The 16,022-nt window shown below is 63.8% G+C and carries 13 protein-coding genes; 3 read left to right on the forward strand and 10 right to left on the reverse strand.

Going from position 1 to position 16,022, the window contains the following annotated elements; genetic code table 11:
• Window positions 1-7: 7 nt before the first annotated feature.
• The 6 genes from ACIGJD_RS13505 to ychF form a co-directional block, all read right to left on the reverse strand.
• Window positions 8-952 (reverse strand): ABC transporter permease, encoded by a 945-nt coding sequence (locus ACIGJD_RS13505; protein WP_483686622.1) that lies wholly within the window; start codon window positions 950-952, stop codon window positions 8-10.
• Complete coding sequence (locus ACIGJD_RS13510) at window positions 942-1,871, reverse strand: ABC transporter permease (RefSeq protein WP_142133193.1); 930 nt, start codon at window positions 1,869-1,871, stop codon at window positions 942-944. The genes ACIGJD_RS13505 and ACIGJD_RS13510 overlap by 11 nt, the downstream gene beginning before the upstream one ends.
• A gap of 126 nt (window positions 1,872-1,997) precedes the next feature.
• Window positions 1,998-3,686 (reverse strand): peptide ABC transporter substrate-binding protein, encoded by a 1,689-nt coding sequence (locus ACIGJD_RS13515; RefSeq protein WP_483686623.1) that lies wholly within the window; start codon window positions 3,684-3,686, stop codon window positions 1,998-2,000.
• 271 nt (window positions 3,687-3,957) lie between these two features.
• Window positions 3,958-5,730: an ABC transporter family substrate-binding protein gene (locus ACIGJD_RS13520; RefSeq protein WP_483686624.1), complete on the reverse strand. Its 1,773-nt coding sequence runs from the start codon at window positions 5,728-5,730 to the stop codon at window positions 3,958-3,960.
• 102 nt (window positions 5,731-5,832) lie between these two features.
• On the reverse strand, window positions 5,833-7,452 hold the full coding sequence (locus ACIGJD_RS13525; RefSeq protein WP_483686625.1) for a cryptochrome/photolyase family protein: 1,620 nt from the start codon (window positions 7,450-7,452) through the stop codon (window positions 5,833-5,835).
• Window positions 7,453-7,539: 87 nt separating this feature from the next.
• Window positions 7,540-8,625: a redox-regulated ATPase YchF gene (ychF, locus tag ACIGJD_RS13530; protein WP_142133189.1), complete on the reverse strand. Its 1,086-nt coding sequence runs from the start codon at window positions 8,623-8,625 to the stop codon at window positions 7,540-7,542.
• Window positions 8,626-8,715: 90 nt separating this feature from the next.
• On the opposite strand from ychF, the gene ACIGJD_RS13535 reads away from it, so the two are divergent.
• Entirely contained in the window at window positions 8,716-9,942 is a 1,227-nt protein-coding gene (locus ACIGJD_RS13535; protein WP_483686626.1) for a DNA recombination protein RmuC, read from the forward strand.
• 98 nt (window positions 9,943-10,040) lie between these two features.
• On the opposite strand, the gene ACIGJD_RS13540 is transcribed toward ACIGJD_RS13535, so the two are convergent.
• Entirely contained in the window at window positions 10,041-11,120 is a 1,080-nt protein-coding gene (locus tag ACIGJD_RS13540) for a 4-hydroxy-3-methylbut-2-enyl diphosphate reductase (RefSeq protein ID WP_142133187.1), read from the reverse strand.
• A 9-nt stretch (window positions 11,121-11,129) separates the two neighbouring features.
• Window positions 11,130-11,981, reverse strand: coding sequence for a hypothetical protein (locus tag ACIGJD_RS13545; protein ID WP_483686628.1), 852 nt, complete (start codon window positions 11,979-11,981; stop codon window positions 11,130-11,132).
• 161 nt (window positions 11,982-12,142) lie between these two features.
• Between ACIGJD_RS13545 and xseA the strand changes: the two genes are divergently transcribed.
• Both xseA and ACIGJD_RS13555 read left to right on the forward strand, forming a co-directional pair.
• Window positions 12,143-13,495 (forward strand): exodeoxyribonuclease VII large subunit, encoded by a 1,353-nt coding sequence (gene xseA / locus ACIGJD_RS13550; RefSeq protein WP_483686629.1) that lies wholly within the window; start codon window positions 12,143-12,145, stop codon window positions 13,493-13,495.
• Complete coding sequence (locus ACIGJD_RS13555; RefSeq protein WP_483686630.1) at window positions 13,492-13,710, forward strand: exodeoxyribonuclease VII small subunit; 219 nt, start codon at window positions 13,492-13,494, stop codon at window positions 13,708-13,710. Before xseA ends, ACIGJD_RS13555 begins: the two co-directional genes overlap by 4 nt.
• Before the next feature lie 68 nt (window positions 13,711-13,778).
• On the opposite strand, the gene ACIGJD_RS13560 is transcribed toward ACIGJD_RS13555, so the two are convergent.
• The gene (locus ACIGJD_RS13560; protein ID WP_483686631.1) at window positions 13,779-14,633 is read right to left on the reverse strand and encodes a polyphosphate kinase 2 family protein; all 855 of its coding nucleotides are present in this window, start codon (window positions 14,631-14,633) and stop codon (window positions 13,779-13,781) included.
• A gap of 49 nt (window positions 14,634-14,682) precedes the next feature.
• Window positions 14,683-15,903: a pyridoxal phosphate-dependent aminotransferase gene (locus ACIGJD_RS13565; protein WP_483686632.1), complete on the reverse strand. Its 1,221-nt coding sequence runs from the start codon at window positions 15,901-15,903 to the stop codon at window positions 14,683-14,685.
• Window positions 15,904-16,022: the final 119 nt, after the last annotated feature.

Below are 16,022 nucleotides of genomic sequence, written 5' to 3' on the forward strand. Positions count from 1 at the left end.
TTATCTCTCATCGCTGACGGCTCTTCGGGTCGAGGGCGTCGCGTACAGCGTCGCCCAGCATGATGAAGCTCAGCACCGTGATGGACAGCGCCGCGGCCGGGTAGAGCATGATTTCCGGCCGGGTCCTGATGGACGCCTGGGCGCCGGCAATGTCGTTACCCCAGGACATGATGCTCTGCGGCAGGCCAATGCCCAGGAAGGACAGCGTGGCTTCGGCCACGATGAACACGCCAAGTTCCAGCGTTGCCAGGACGATGATCGGAGCCAGGGCGTTCGGCAGGACGTGGCGGATCAGCGCGCCGAACTTGGAAACACCCAGCGAGCGGGCTGCGGTGACAAAGTCGGAATTGCGTACCTCAATGACTGCGCCGCGCGTAATGCGTGCCATTTGCGGCCACGCCAGGAGCGAAATGACGAACACCACGGTCCACACGCTCTTGTTCTCGCGGAACAAGGGCAACTGCGTGATCACCAGCGCGCCAAGAACCAGAGGCAGTGCGAAGAAGATGTCACCCAGGCGGGCAAGCACAGCGTCAATCCAGCCGCCGTAATATCCGGCAATGGCGCCAATGGTCACGCCGATCACCAGAACGCAGAGCACCGAGAGCAGGCCCACTGACAGCGAGGCCTGGGTGCCATGAATCACCCTGGAGTACACATCGCAGCCCTGGAAGGTGAAGCCGAACGGGTGTCCGGCAGTGGGGGCGCCTTCCGAGTTCCCCAGTTCGCAGCCTTCGTTGGGCGGCGTGGACGTGAAAAGTCCGGGGAACAGCGCAATGACGATCAGGGCAAGGATCAGCAGTGCCGAGATGATGAACAGCGGACGACGGCGGAGCTTGCGCCACGCGTCGGCCCACAGGCTGAGCGGGGCCTGGTCAGTCTTGACGGCATCCGTCGCCTGCAGCGGCGTCTCTTCAATGGGGGCCACGAAGTGGCTGTTATTACTGGTCATAGCGAATCCTCGGGTCAAGCCAGGCGTACAGGAGATCGACAAGCAGGTTGGCCACGACGAACACCAGCACCAGCACGCTGACGATGGAGACGATGGTGGGACCTTCACTGCGGAGGACTGCCTGGTAAAGCTTGTTGCCGACACCGGGAACGTTGAAGATGCCCTCCGTGACGATGGCACCGCCCATCAGGCCGCCAAGGTTGGCGCCCAGGTAGGTCACCACCGGGATCAGCGAGTTACGCAGAATATGTGCCAGGACCACCCGGGGCCGTGACAGGCCCTTGGCCGTGGCAGTCCGGACGTAGTCGGCGTTCATGTTTTCGCTGACTGAAGCGCGGGTCAGGCGCAGGACGTAGGCAAACGAAACAAGCCCCAAAACAATTGCGGGCAGCAACAAGGTGCCCCAGTTCGCATTGGCACCTACCGTCGGCTTGGCCCAGCCCAGCTGCACGCCGAAGACGAGCTGGAAAACGAAGCCGAGGACAAAGGTGGGAACCGCGATCACCACCAGCGAAGCCACCAGGACGGTGGAGTCGAACCAGCCGCCGCGGCGCAGGCCGGCGAACACGCCGAAGGCCACGCCGAAGATGGCCTGGATGGCCAGCGCCTCGATGGCGAGCATCGCCGTAACCGGGAAGACACGCGCCAGGCTGGCGGCGATGGGCTGGCCGGTGAAGTCATTGCCCAGGTTGAAGGTGAAGAGGTTCTTGAGGAACAGACCGTACTGGACCCAGAAGGGCTGGTCGAGGTGGTACTGGCTGCGCAGGGTGTCGATGACTGCCTGCGGGGGCTGGCGGTCGCCGAACAGCGCGGCGATGGGGTCACCGGGCAGTGCGAACACCATGTAGTACACCAGGAGGGTAGTGCCGAGGAACACAGGGATCACCTGCAGGAGTCGGCGCAGAATAAACCGGATCACAGGATTACCTGCCTTCCGGAAGGGGGGATAACACGTTCATGAATGCCTTCCTGCCGCTTGCAAGCCAATGGGGGCCCGGACGTAACCGGAACCCCCATCAGCTTGTCGGCAAGTTAGATCTTGGAACTACTTGGCCGTGATGCCGTAGTAGAGAATTTCACCGTTCCAGCCGGTTTCGGCCTTCACGATGTTGTTGCTCCACACGATCGGGCGTGCCTGGTCCCAGAGCGGCAGGCCGGGCAGGTCCTGGAACAGGATCTCCTGTGCCTGGTTGAACTTGGCGTTGGCCTCGTCCGTGCTCTTGGCAGCCAGGCCCTCCTTGAGGAGCTTGTCGAACTCGGGGTTCGAGTACTTCTCGTAGTTGGAGGATGCGCCTGTGGCCCAGACCGGTCCCAGGAAGTTGTACAGCGACGGGTAGTCACCCTGCCAGCCGGCGCGGGTCAGGCCAGGCAGCTGCTGGGTCTTGCGCAGGTTCAGGACTTCGGCGAACTTGGCGAACGGCTGGATTTCAGCCTGGATGCCGAGGTTGTTCTTGAAGCCGTTGGCCACGGCGTCGATCCATTCCTTGTTGCCACCATCGGTGTTGGAGGCAATCTGGAGCGGCTTGGAGTCGTCGTACGGCTGGATCTTGTTTGCCTGTGCCCACAGGTCCTTTGCCTTGGCGGGATCGAAGTTCAGGACTTCGCTGCCCTTGAGGCCTTCCTTGAATCCGTCGATGACCGGCGGGGCAAAGGCCTTGGCGGGGGTGCGGGTGCCGTTGAAGACCACCTTGGCGATTTCCTCGCGGTTGATGGCGTAGGACAGTGCCTGGCGGCGCAGCTTGCCGGCTTCACCCTGGAAGTTCGGGTTGTAGCCCGGGATGTTCAGGGTGGAATCGGTGGCTACAGCCTTGGTGGCGTTGCGGTCCGGGAAGTCGTTGACGTAGGTCTTCAAAGCGTTGGACGGAAGAACGTCGGTGATATCCAGGTTGTCCGACTGCAGGTCCGTGTATGCGGGGCCCGGGTCGGTGTAGAACTTGAACGTAACGCCGCCGTTCTTGGCCTCGCGGGTGCCCTTGTAGTCGGCGTTCTTCACCAGGGTGATCGACTGGTCGTGGACCCAGGAGCCCTGCTTTTCGAACTTGTACGGTCCGTTACCCACCGGGTTTTCACCGAAGGTCTTGGGATCGGCCAGCGCGGCGGAAGGCAGCGGGTAGAAGGCGGAGTAGCCAAGGCGCAGCGACCAGTCAGCCTCGGGCTGGGCAAGCTTAACCGTGATGGTGGAATCGTCAGTGGCCTGCAGGCCGGACATCGTGTCCGCCTTGGGGGCAGGCGTGCTGGTGGTCTTGCCGTCGGCGCTCTTCGTAGTGTTCACCGCCGAGACATCTTCATAGCCGGCGATGGACTCGAAGAAGAATCCGTTGTTCTGCAGGTTCTTGGAGTTTGCGGCGAAGTTCCAGGAGTCCACGAAGGTCTTTGCCGTAATGGCCTCGCCGTTGGTGAACTTCTGGCCCTGCTTGACCTTGATGGTCCAGTTCTGGGCGTCTGATGACTCGATGGAATCGGCCAGTGCATTGACGGCCTTGCCATTCGCGTCGTAGCTGCGGAGGCCTTCGAACAGCAGGTTCACGACGCGGCCGCCGTAAACCTCATTGGTGTTTGCCGGCAGCAACGGGTTTTGTGGCTCGTTGCTGTAGGCGGTGATGACCTTGTTCGGATCCCCGGCAGCGTTGCTGGATCCGTCAGTGCTGCCGCCGCCGCCGGCGCCGCACCCGGTCAGGGCAAGCGTGGCGATTGCCACGATGCCCAGTGCTTTGGAAGTGCGCGTAAAACGCATTCCGCCTCCTATGAGTTGTGGGAGAGATATAGGGGAATCTTGTGCTTCCCCGTAGGCCGGACGCAGCTGGCCGCTGTGACGGAACCTACACAATACGAGTTAGCCTAACTGCACGTAGTCCAGATATTGGTACTCCGTTGCCAAACCGTGACCGGCGCAGTGCAATGCCCCGGGGATGGGTGGGAAGTTAGGCACGTCACATGCTACTCGCCGGTAAGCCGTACGGCGAATCGGGCAGGGGCAGCCGGGGCAAGGGGCGAAAGACCCTAAGTCACGCGGCCGGGTTGGACAGCCGCCACTCCCAAACGTTCCACCAGATGCCCAGGGGGCCGGGACTGGTCTTGATGCCCGCTACCCGGGAGCTAAAGGCCGTTGTTCCCAGCGTCTGGTAGAGCGGGAGGCCATACGCGTCCTCCCAGATGTGCTTATCGATTTCGGCCAGGAGTTCGTCCTGTTTGCCCAGGTCCGTGGTCACGGCCAGCTGCTCCATGATCTTGTCCGCGTCGGCGTCGGAATATCCCGTGAAGTTGCTGCCCGCGCCGGTGCGGAAGATCTGCGGCACCCGGCTGACCCCAGCCTCCGTGCCGATCCATCCGGACAAGGCTGCGTCATACCCGCCGCGGCTGAGCGCGGCGGCCCAGTCGGCGCTTCCCTGCCCGCCGTCAACTACCCGGAATCCAGCCAGTGCGGCCGAGTCGCGGATCAGGGCGAACGATTTGGCCCGGTTCGGATTATCGCGGTTATAGAGAATGCGGACGCTGGGGGTGGCATCCTTCAGGAGCTTCTTTGCCCCTTCAATGTCCACCTTGGCGTAATCGGAGGAACCGTTTTTCTTCACGGTGTCGTCGTACTTTGGCTGTCCCGGCAGGAACACCTGTGAATCCAACGGCTTGTTGTCCGGCACTTGGCTGCCCACCACGGCGTCCATAATCGCCTGCCGCGGCACTGTTTTGAGGAAGGCTTCCCTGACATCTTTGTTCGCAAAGGGCCCGGAGAAGTTGAGGTCCAGGTGGTCGTAGCCGGACTGTTTGTACCGTTCCACGGTAATGCCCTGGCCCGACAGGCCGGTCAGCAGACTGTCCGTGGCGGCTGAGGGCTGGGGTGAGATGATGTCGGCCTGGCCGTTGCGGAGGGCATCCACCGCTGCCGGTACCGCCCCGGTGAACCTGACATTGATCTCGTCCAGCCAGGGTTCGGCGCCCCATGTGTAGTCCCGGTTGCGGACAAGTTTCATCGAGACTTCCGGGACGATGTCCCGGACGATGTAGGGGCCGCTGGACAGGTAGAGTGCCGGGTCGTCGGGCACGGATTTTGTGTTGAACCCGGTGTTCCAGAAGTCGCTGACTTTCTTGAGTGCAGGGTTCGACGCAGGCTTGTCCGGGTTGCCCCGTGGCGTGTCCTTGAGCAGCGTCACCAGGTCTTCCTCATCGTTGAGTCCGCTCTTGGCGGCAACGACGTGGGCCGGGAGTCCGACGTCGAACGCCACTTCCCAGTCCGCGTACGGTGCGGCGTACTCGATGGTGATGGAACGCCCGTCGGATCCGATTTCAGGAAACCGGGTGCCGGCGAGGCCAGTGGTATCGGAGGCAACCGAGAAGTACTTGGTTCCCTTGCGGGCAGCAGGATCGACATCGTCGTAATAGCCCGACCCTGCGGCCCAGCTCAATAGGAGGTCGGCCGCTCCGATGGGCGCGCCGTCGGACCACTTGACTCCCTCGTTGACGAGGTACTTCACCTTGAGCGGTTGGTCGGAAACCTTTTCGAAGTGGCCAAACTTATCGTTGCGGACAACCTTGGACGTGTCATCGAGGTAGAAGAAGCCCGAGTGTGTGATGGCACCGATCTTCGAGTTGATGTCGGTGTTGCCATTGGCGCTGTAAGGGTTGAACGAGGAGAAGGCGTTGACCTCCGCCACCGTAACGCTGCCACCGCGCTTTGCCTCCCCCACCACAACGGACGGGGCGCCGCCGCCCGAGCAACCGGAGAGAACCAGGGCGGCCGACAATGCGGCGACGAGCAATTGCATAAGACGCCGTACCGGCATGCCGCCTCCTTGTGTTTTTCCTCTTGGGAAGACTCGGGTCGCCGGGAATCGGGCCCTACAACTTCAGGATACTTGGTGCTGCGCCCTGTGCAGGGGACGCGATCACCGCTCAGCAACGCCCGGTGGTTCCACCAGCAGACGCTCACAGCCAGGCCCGCTGACGAGCCGCGCAACCCTCCGCTGGTGGTCCTCCAGCACCCCGGCACCCAACCGGTCAAGGAGGGACACAAGCATTCTCGAACGCGGGTTGCGCGCAAAGACCTGCCGGTGGCCGTCAACGAAAATCCAGTAAAGGGCATCCCAGTCGGCGGTCCACTCCCCCGGCGGCAGGTCCGACATCTTCCGCAGGTAATTGCTGCCGGATACGTAGGGTTTGGTGGTGATGTCGGCGCCGGCGGCGAACTGGCTCATAGCGTAGACATTGGGCACCATGACCCAGTCGTAGGCATCAATGAACATCGCCATGAACCACTCGTAGGCAGCGTCCGGGTGGATCCGCAGCAGGGACATGGCATTGCCGAGCACCATTAGGCGTTCGATGTGGTGGGCGTATCCGGTGTCCAGGACGCGGGAGACAACCAAGTCCACCGGAGCCAAGCCGGTGCGGGCATCCCACCAGCCCGTACCAAGTTCGTTCCGGTGGTTCAGCAGGTTGACCGTTCGCATCCGGCGCCCGCGCAGCCGGTACGTCGACCGCATGTACTCCCGCCACCCAATGACCTGCCTTACGAACCCTTCCAGGGAGGCAAGGGGGGTGTTGTCGCCTGCACCGTCCAGGACCGCCTCCAACACGTCCGCAGGGTTCAGCAGGCCGATGTTGAGGATTGGCGTCAGCAGTCCATGGTTGATGAACGGATGCGTGGTGGAAATGGCATCCTCATAGGGACCAAAACCGTCGAGGCGGTCAGATACAAACTCCGCCAGGTGCTCCCTGGCCTCTTCCTGGGTGGTGGGCCATGCGAAGAGGCGGGGATCGCCGGGCGCGTCCGGGAATTCCTCGGCCACCCAATGGATGGCCGATTCCACATCCCGGGCAGCGTCACTGTCGCGGGGATCTTGCGGCTCCGCGGGGTTGGCCGGCGCGTCCAGATCGAACATTCCCTGCCCCTGGAGGGCCTGGTGGTCCCCGAACCTGCCTACTGCGGGAGGGGTGTAGCTCCGGGGCAGCCTTTTGCGGTTGCCGGCGTCGAAGGACCATTTCCCGCCAACGGGCGCTCCCCCCTTCTCCACGAGGATGCCGAGCCGCCGGCGTTGCCAGACGTAAAAGTCGTGCAGCCTGGGGCGGTTGGCGGCAAACCATTGCGTAATTTGGTCGCGGGATGTCAAGAAGTTGGGCGTCTCCAGCACGTCCTCGCTGCGCATGGTGTAGCCGCCGTTCGCAAGCCCGGCCACAAGGTCCTGTTCAAGCCAGTCGTCGACGACGTCGAACCAGGTGACGGTGCGCGGCCGCCGCCGGCGGATCACGTCGGCCAGCTGGTCGCGGGAGGACTGGGAACCGTCGCTGTGGAGGACCACCACTTCATGCCCGAGGGCACCCAGCTGGCGGGCGAAGCCTGCCATCGATGCCCGGTGCAGGACGAGCTTGTGGGAGTGGAAGGAATACTGGCGAAAGTAAAGATCGTGCTCGATGAGCACAAAGATGGTGTCCTTGCCCGCACCCACCCATTGCTGCTCGAAAAGCTGGTGGGGCAGGACCAGTCGCACGGGCGGACGGGGTGTCATAACGCAACACTAAGGCAGCCCACGCTCTTGCGGGGCTGCCTTAGTGTTGCGGAGGCACTGCATTGCAGGGCCGGTGTGTGGGCCTGCTCAGACGTTGAACCGAAATTCAACCACGTCGCCGTCGGCCATGACGTATTCCTTGCCTTCGATCCGCACCTTGCCGCGGGACTTTGCCTCGGCCATTGAGCCGGCATCGACCAGGTCCTCGAAGGAGACGACTTCGGCCTTGATGAAGCCGCGCTGGAAGTCGGAGTGGATGACACCTGCCGCCTGCGGTGCCGTATCCCCCTGCCGGATGGTCCAGGCCCGTGCTTCCTTGGGGCCGGCCGTGAGGTAGGTCTGCAGCCCCAGAGTGTGGAAGCCGACGCGGGCCAGCTGGTCCAGGCCGGACTCGTCCTGGCCGTTCATCTCGAGCATCTCGCGGGCCTCTTCCTCGTCCAGTTCGACGAGGTCCGCTTCGAGCTTGGCGTCAAGGAAAATGCAGTCTGCCGGAGCCACCATGGCCCGCAGCTCCTCCTGCTTCTCCGGGCTGCCCAGGATGCCTTCGTCGGCATTGAAGACGTAAATGAAGGGCTTGGCCGTCAGCAGGCCCAGTTCCTTGAGGTGTTCCATCTCCAATTTGTCGCTCTTTATGGAGGAGTAGATGGTGTCACCGCGTTCCAGCACTGCCTGCGCGGCCTTGATTGCTGCGAGTTCGGCGGCTTCGCGCTTCTTGATCTTGACTTCTTTTTCGATCCGCGGGATGGCCTTTTCGATGGTCTGCAGGTCCGCGAGGATCAGTTCGGTGTTGATGGTTTCCATGTCCGAGCGCGGGTCCACTTTGCCGTCGACATGCACCACGTCGGGGTCGTCGAAGACCCGGACAACCTCGGCAATGGCCTCAGCCTCGCGGATGTTGGCCAGGAACTGGTTGCCCAGCCCCTCCCCCTCGGATGCTCCCTTGACGATGCCGGCAATGTCGACGAAGGACACGGCTGCGGGCAGGATGCGCTGGGAACCGAAGATGCCGGCAAGCTTCTGAAGCCTGGGATCCGGGAGGTTCACCACCCCAACATTGGGTTCGATCGTGGCGAACGGATAGTTCGCGGCCAGGACCTGGTTGCGGGTAAGCGCGTTGAAGAGGGTTGATTTGCCGACGTTGGGCAGTCCGACGATGCCAATAGTAAGAGCCACGAGCATTGATTCTACCCGCCGGGCCGCCGGGGACAGTACCGGGGAATGTCACTGCCGGTGAATGTCAGAGCCCCGTGCAACAGTGAAGCCATGGATGCTTTTGCCTTGATTCTGGCCCTCTTCATGCTGCTGTTGGGCGCCCTCGCCGGCGCCGCTGCCACCTACTTTTCCCTGCGCCGGAACTCGCATGGGCTGGAGGCGGACTTTGACCAGGTTTCGTCCCGCCTTTCGGAGGTCACGGCCCAGTTGGCAGCGGCCGACGCCGAGCGCCGGCTTTTGGCGGCACAGAACCGTGAGCTGGGTGAGGCAAGGACCCAGGACGGCAGTGTGCTGCGCGCGCTGGCCCCGGTGGCCGAGAAGCTCTCCGCTGTCCAGCAGCAGGTGGCATTGCTGGAGCGGGACCGGGTTGAGCAGTACGGCCAGTTGGCCCAGCAGCTGCAGGAGGCCAGGCTCTCGGATGAACAGCTCATCCGGTCCACGCATGCCCTGGAGTCGGCCTTGCGCTCAAACAGCGCCAGGGGCCAGTGGGGAGAGGTGCAGCTTCGCCGGGTGGTGGAGGCTGCGGGCATGCTCCGCCACGTGGACTTCGTGGAACAGGTCCACAGCGCCGGCCATGACTCAGCTGTCCGCCCGGACCTGGTGGTGCAGTTGCCGGGCGAAAAGCATTTGGTGGTGGATGCGAAGGTTCCGCTCTCGTCCTACCTCGAGGCACAGGAACTGGGCGCCGTGGATCCGGGCCCGGGCCGGCCGGTGGGATCCACTGCGAAAGACGGAAGGAACCGGCAGGCCCTGCTCACCGCACACGCCAAGGCCCTGAGGGCACACGTCGATGCGCTGGGCACCAAGAAGTATTGGGACATCCCGGGGAACTCGCCGGAACTGGTGGTGTGCTTCATCCCGGCCGAATCCATCCTGGCGGCCGCCTTGACAGCTGACGCCGGGCTCCTGGACCACGCCCTGTCCCGCAATGTTGTACTCGCATCCCCAAGCACCCTGCTGGCCGTGCTGAAATCCGTGGCATTCACCTGGCGCCAGGACGTCCTGACGGACAGTGCGCGCGAACTGTTCGAGCTCGCACGGCAGTTGTATGACCGGATGGGCACGCTGGGTGAGAACGTCAGCAAGCTGGGATCTTCACTGAAGACTTCTGTGGACCGCTACAACGCCATGGTCGGGACCCTGGAAGCGCGGATCCTCCCCACCGCCCGGAAACTTAACAGCCTCGAAGAGTCGGGCCTCACCACGCCTCCGGTGGTGGAGGTAACCCCGCGCGCGCTGGTGGCACCCGAACTTCAGGGTGAAGACGAAGCGGCCTGACGCGCCCCTGAAGACAAGTGGGGCCGGGCAGTCAGTGACTGCCCGGCCCCACCGCTCAAATGCTGATTAATTGCGCTGGCTGTGTGCCCTGATTGTTTTCAGTTGCGGGACCGGCGGCCGCCCAGGGCGCGGCTGACGTCGCCGGACTGCTTCAGGGTTGCGCGCAGCTCCTTGGGCAGTGAGAACAGCAGGTCTTCTTCGGCCGTAACCACTTCCTCCACGGTGCCATAACCGTAATCGGCCAGGAGCCTCAGCACGTCCTGTACCAGCACCTCCGGCACGGAGGCCCCCGACGTGACGCCCACGCTGGCAACGCCTTCAAACCATGCTTCGTCAACCTCATTGGCGAAGTCGACGCGGTAGGAGGCCTTGGCACCGTACTCGAGCGCCACCTCCACCAGCCGGACGGAGTTGGACGAGTTGGCCGAGCCCACCACGATCACCAGATCCGCCTTGGGCGCGATCTTCTTGATGGCCACCTGCCGGTTGGTGGTGGCGTAGCAGATGTCATCGCTGGGCGGATCCTGCAGGGTGGGGAACCGTTCCTTGAGCAGCCGGACGGTCTCCATGGTCTCGTCAACACTCAGCGTGGTCTGGGAAAGCCAGATGACCTTTTCGGGGTCGCGGACGGTCACCTTGTCCACTTCGTGGGGGCCGTTGATGATCTGGATGTGCTCCGGCGCTTCACCGGAGGTGCCTTCCACTTCCTCGTGGCCGTCGTGGCCGATCAGGAGGATGTCGAAATCGTCCTTGGCGAAGCGGACGGCTTCCCTGTGCACCTTGGTGACCAGCGGGCAGGTGGCATCGATGGTGCGCAGGCCGCGGTCTTCCGCGGACTGGACCACAGCCGGGGAGACGCCATGGGCGGAGAAAATCACCAAAGCGCCCTCGGGAACTTCGTCGGTCTCGTCCACAAAGATGGCGCCCTTTTCCTCCAGGGAGCTGACCACGTGGACGTTGTGGACGATCTGCTTGCGGACATACACGGGTGGGCCGTAGTGTTCCAGCGCCTTCTCGACCGCAATGACGGCCCGGTCAACGCCGGCGCAGTAGCCGCGGGGGGCAGCCAGCAGCACCTTCTTGGGACCGTTGACGGGAGCCGCGGCTGCTACTTCCTCAGGCGAACGGCGCCTGCGTGGAATGGTTGGCATCGAAAGGGGAACGGCCGTGGTGGTCATCCCTCCATGTTACCGGCTGGTCCGCGCCCGTTTTCGGGATGCGAACAACGTCACAATGCCCGCTGCCGCCAGGACGCCACCTGTGATTGCTGCAGCGGTGATCCACCCCTGGAAGTCCGCGCCCGCGGCGGCCAGGAACTCGTCACGGAACATGTTGGCCATTGCATTGCCGGTGTCGGTTGCCTGGGCACGGGCCGAGCCCAGCTGCAACCCAGCCCCCCACAGGGCGGCGACCGCCAATCCGCCAACGCCGGCTGCCAACAGCACGGTCCAGCGGCGCCGCGCAGCGACCAACGCCAGCAGGAACGCTGCAGCCGAACCGATGGCCAGGATGTAGCCCATCGGCGCATAAGTGGCGAGGCGCTCCGTCCATTCCCTTTGCGCGGGCTGGCCGACGTTGATCAGGGTTTGCTCTGGCGGATTCAGGGGAAGCCGCGTGGTCCGGGAGATCTCCTCCGCGCCGAGGGCTACCAAAGGGGCCACGTCGAGGGTCAGCGAAGACGGCGAAGCGCCGGCCTGGGGATCCGCCGAGGGGTCGGCGAAACTCAAACGGTGGCTTCGGCGGAGCGTCTCCTCCCAAGCCGCCGGGTAGCCGGGCAGCCCGGTGAGCGACTCCGCCGCCTTTTCAAGCATCGGTTCGACCAGTCCCGAAAGAAATCCCGGGACTGATCCGGTGTCAATCGTTCCCACGGCCGCCCCAGCCAGTTTCCGCTGGAAGTCCCCGTCCTTGCCGAGCGGAGCGGCCAGGCGGACAAACCCGTCTTCCTGGACAATGTTCCGGTCCACCCAGATGGCGGGAACGGCGACAGCGGCCAGGAGGATGCCCAGCACGGTGGCAATGGCAGAGACAAAAGTACGCACAACAGGTCCTTCGGGGTTGGGGGCCTACACCCATCCTAGGCAGGACAGTTGGGCTGTCCCTGTCAGTCCCCGGTGCTACACCTTATGTATAAGGTTGAATGAAGCCCCCAAAGAGATGAAGGACCGCATGCCCGCTGCACCAGCTTCCCTATGGCGTCCGCATGTCTGAGCAGGCGTCCCTTCCGGGTGCCGCCCCCAGTACGCTGCCGGCTACCGCCGCGGAAACCAGCCCGGACAACCCATGGCCCCTGCAGCTGCTGTCGCAGAAGCTGAAGGCCCACATTGACCGAACACCGTCCGCATGGGTGGAAGGCCAGGTCATCGAACTGAACCGCCGCGGCAGCAACGCCTACCTGACTCTTCGCGACGTGGACGCAGAGGTCTCTCTGCCGGCATCCGTGTGGACCAAGGTGCTGGAACGCCAGAACATTCCACTGGAGCGCGGGTCGCGGGTGGTGGCACTGCTGAAGCCGGAGTTCTGGCTGAAAACGGGCAGGCTCAACATGATGGTGCGGGACATCCGGCCGGTGGGACTTGGTGACCTGCTGGCAAGGATTGAGCGGCTGCGCCAGGCCCTGGCGGCGGAAGGCCTGTTCGCAGACTCCAGGAAGAAGCCCCTGCCCCTGCTGCCGCACCGGATTGGCCTTATCACAGGCCGCGACTCAGATGCGAAGAAGGACATCCTGCGCAACGCAGCCCTGCGGTGGCCGGCGGTTGAATTTGAGATCCGCGAGGTGGCCGTCCAGGGGAACACGGCCGTGGCCCAGGTGGTCCGTGCCCTGCGCGAACTGGATACCCGGCCGGAGGTGGACGTGATCGTCATCGCCCGCGGCGGCGGAGCGCTGGAAGACCTTTTGCCATTCAACAGCGAAGACCTGATCCGCGCGGTGGCTGCCGCCGCGACTCCCGTGGTGAGCGCCATCGGCCACGAGGCAGACCGTCCGCTGTTGGACTATGTCGCGGACCTGCGCGCCTCCACCCCCACCGATGCCGCCAAGCGGATCGTGCCGGAGGTCTCTGAAGAGCTTGCCGGAGTACGCCAGGCGCGCGAACAGCTGCGCCGTTGCGTGGAGCGGCTGGTGGACCGGGAATCGGACCGGTTGGCGGCCCTGCACTCGCGGCCCGTCATGGCGGCGCCAGAAGGCATGGTCTCGGTCCGGGCCGAGGAAATTGAACGGCTCCTGCGCCGTTCGTCCGCTGCCGTAAGTTCCACCGTGGTGCGCGCAGCAGACCAGCTTGAACACCTCAAAGCCCAGGTACGCGCGCTGTCCCCGCAGAAGACGCTGGACCGGGGGTACGCCGTCGTCGAACTGGCGGGAGACCAGGCCGCGCGGATCGCCGAAGCCGGGCACGCAGTTGTCCGCCGCCCCGCCGAGGCGCCTGCCGGTGCCGCCCTGTCCATCCGCGTGGCAGAGGGGCGCCTCGGCGCCACGTCCACTGGACCTGTGCAGTCCACCGGCGGATCCCAACCGGGAAACACAGACCACCACGAGGAGTTGGAAGAAAAAGCATGACGGAACAGAAACCAGAGCCGGACGTCGCAGTTCTGAGCTACGAGGAAGCCCGGGAACAGCTCATCGCCGTGGTAGGCAGGCTGGAGGCGGGAGGCGCAAGCCTTGAGGAATCGCTGGCGCTGTGGGAACGGGGCGAGGCACTGGCCGCGCGCTGCGAGGAGTGGCTGGAAGGCGCGCGGAAGCGCCTGGCTGCAGCCCGGGACCAACCACTGTAGCTAGCGGGTCACCCGCAGCAATAAGTCCGCCGAACGGATGTCGGCAGCGGATCCCCAGCAGCGGATTTTCAGGAACGGGCCACCAGTTCGCGCTCCGTGGCGACGTCGAATTCAGCCTTTGGCCATTTGAGATTCATCCCGGACAGGGCGCCCAGCAGCAGCTGCTGGACCGCGATCCGGGCATACCATTTCTTGTTGGCCGGGACGACGTGCCAGGGCGCGTCCGGCGTGCTCGTTTCGCCGATCGCCGCCTGGTAGGCGTCCATGTAGTCGTTCCAAAAGGCACGCTCGTCCAGGTCGCCGTGGCTGTATTTCCAGTGCTTGGCAGGATTGTCCAGCCGGGCCAGCAGGCGTTCCTTCTGCTCGTCCCCGCTGATGTGCAGCATTACCTTGACCACCTTGGTACCGGAATCCGTCAGCCTCGCCTCGAATTCGTTGATGGCAACGTACCGTCGCTTGATCTCATCCGGGCTGGCCCATCCGTGAACCCGGTGGATGAGGACGTCCTCGTAGTGGGAACGGTCAAACACACCCACCATGCCGGCGGCCGGCACTTCCTTCTCGATCCTCCACAGGAAGTCGTAGGACTTTTCCTCGTCGGTGGGTGCCTTGAACGCCTTGAACTGGACTCCCTGCGGGTTCATGGACGCCATGACGTGGCTGACGATCCCGCCCTTGCCGGCGGTGTCCATGGCCTGCAGGATCAGCAGGACCCGCTTGGTCCCGCCGAAGCGGGACTCGGCGAAGAGCTTTTCCTGCAGCTCGGAAAGTTCGTCGTCCATCTCCGCGAGGAGCAACTTGCCGTCATCCTTGTTTCCGCTGTAGCCGGGGGTCGAGTTGGGATCCACTGCGGCCAGGGAGAAACCCTCCCCCGCCCGAAGGGTTTGGGCAGGATGCTGGTCGAATCCGACGACGCGGGCCATGGGAATCCTTTCGGCAAGGTTGCACGGACCGGCGGCCCGTGAGCACAGGCTAGTTCCCCTGGTACCTGCTTAGGAAGTCCCCCATCCGGCCAATGGCTTCCTCGATGTCTTTCACGTTGGGCAGCGTCACCATACGGAAATGGTCCGGGCGGACCCAGTTGAAGGCGCGGCCATGGGACAGCAGGATCTTCTGTTCCCGCAGGAGGTCGAGGACGAACTTCTCGTCGTCCCGGATGCGGTACACCTCGGGGTCCAGGCGCGGGAAGAGGTACAGTGCGCCTCTTGCCTGCTGGGTGCTGACGCCGGGGATGGCGTTGAGCATGTCGTAGGCCTTGTTCCGCTGCTCCAGCAGGCGCCCGCCCGGGAGGATGAGGTCGTTGATGCTCTGGTAGCCGCCCAGTGCGGTCTGGATGGCGTGCTGGGCCGGGACGTTGGCGCACAGGCGCATGTTGGCCAGGAGGTTGATGCCTTCGAGGTAGTCGGCGGCCTCCTTCTTGGGGCCGGATATGGCCATCCAGCCGGCCCGGTAGCCACAGACCCGGTAGGCCTTGGACAGCCCGCTGAACGTCAGGCACAGGACGTGGTCGTCGGTGAGCTTGGCAAGGTTTACGTGGACGGCATCCTCGTACAGGATTTTTTCGTAGATCTCGTCGGCGAAGATCACCAGCCCGTGCTTTTCAGCCAGGGCAACAATGCGCTTCAGCGTCTCTTCCGGGTAGACGGCGCCCGTCGGGTTGTTCGGGTTGATGACCACGATTCCCTTGGTGCGGGGCGTGATTTTGGCTTCCATGTCCTCAAGGTCAGGCTGCCAGCCGGATTCCTCGTCGCAAAGGTAGTGGACGGGCTTGCCGCCGGCGAGCGCCACGGAGGCCGTCCACAGCGGGTAGTCCGGCGTGGGGATGAGGACCTCGTCGTCGGCATCCAGCAACGCCATCAGGGACATGGTGATGAGCTCGCTGACACCGTTGCCCAGGTAGATGTCATCGACGTGGATGTTCTGGATACCGCGGGTCTGGTAGTACTGCGACACCGCGGTGCGTGCGGAGAAGATGCCGCGAGAATCGCTGTAGCCCTGCGCGTGCGGCAGGTGGCGGATCATGTCCACCAGGATGGCGTCCGGTGCCTCGAAGCCGAACGGGGCCGGGTTGCCGATGTTCAGTTTGAGGATCCGGTGGCCCTCCGCCTCCATCTGCTGGGCGGCCTGCAGGATCGGTCCACGGATGTCATAGAGAACGTTGTGAAGCTTCGTGGACTGCCTGAATTCTGCCATTCCTCAAATATGCCACAGGAAGGATGCATCCCCGTTGAGACATCCACCACATGGCGACGGCGGCTGCCGGACCTTTGAAAGTCCGGCAGCCGCCGTCGTCAGCACCGAAGTTTCCCCTC

It is taken from the genome of Arthrobacter sp. E1SS-5, assembly GCF_057073715.1.

Bases quoted from the DNA above. Each gene is read 5' to 3' on its own strand.
- ACIGJD_RS13505 (WP_483686622.1), bottom strand. From the start codon at position 952: ATGACCAGTAATAACAGCCACTTCGTGGCCCCCATTGAAGAGACGCCG.
- ACIGJD_RS13560 (WP_483686631.1), bottom strand. From the start codon at position 14,633: ATGGCCCGCGTCGTCGGATTCGACCAGCATCCTGCCCAAACCCTTCGG.
- ACIGJD_RS13515 (WP_483686623.1), bottom strand. From the start codon at position 3,686: ATGCGTTTTACGCGCACTTCCAAAGCACTGGGCATCGTGGCAATCGCC.
- xseA (WP_483686629.1), top strand. From the start codon at position 12,143: ATGTCTGAGCAGGCGTCCCTTCCGGGTGCCGCCCCCAGTACGCTGCCG.
- ACIGJD_RS13520 (WP_483686624.1), bottom strand. From the start codon at position 5,730: ATGCCGGTACGGCGTCTTATGCAATTGCTCGTCGCCGCATTGTCGGCC.
- ACIGJD_RS13565 (WP_483686632.1), bottom strand. From the start codon at position 15,903: ATGGCAGAATTCAGGCAGTCCACGAAGCTTCACAACGTTCTCTATGAC.
- ACIGJD_RS13555 (WP_483686630.1), top strand. From the start codon at position 13,492: ATGACGGAACAGAAACCAGAGCCGGACGTCGCAGTTCTGAGCTACGAG.
- ACIGJD_RS13525 (WP_483686625.1), bottom strand. From the start codon at position 7,452: ATGACACCCCGTCCGCCCGTGCGACTGGTCCTGCCCCACCAGCTTTTC.
- ACIGJD_RS13540 (WP_142133187.1), bottom strand. From the start codon at position 11,120: ATGACCACCACGGCCGTTCCCCTTTCGATGCCAACCATTCCACGCAGG.
- ACIGJD_RS13535 (WP_483686626.1), top strand. From the start codon at position 8,716: ATGGATGCTTTTGCCTTGATTCTGGCCCTCTTCATGCTGCTGTTGGGC.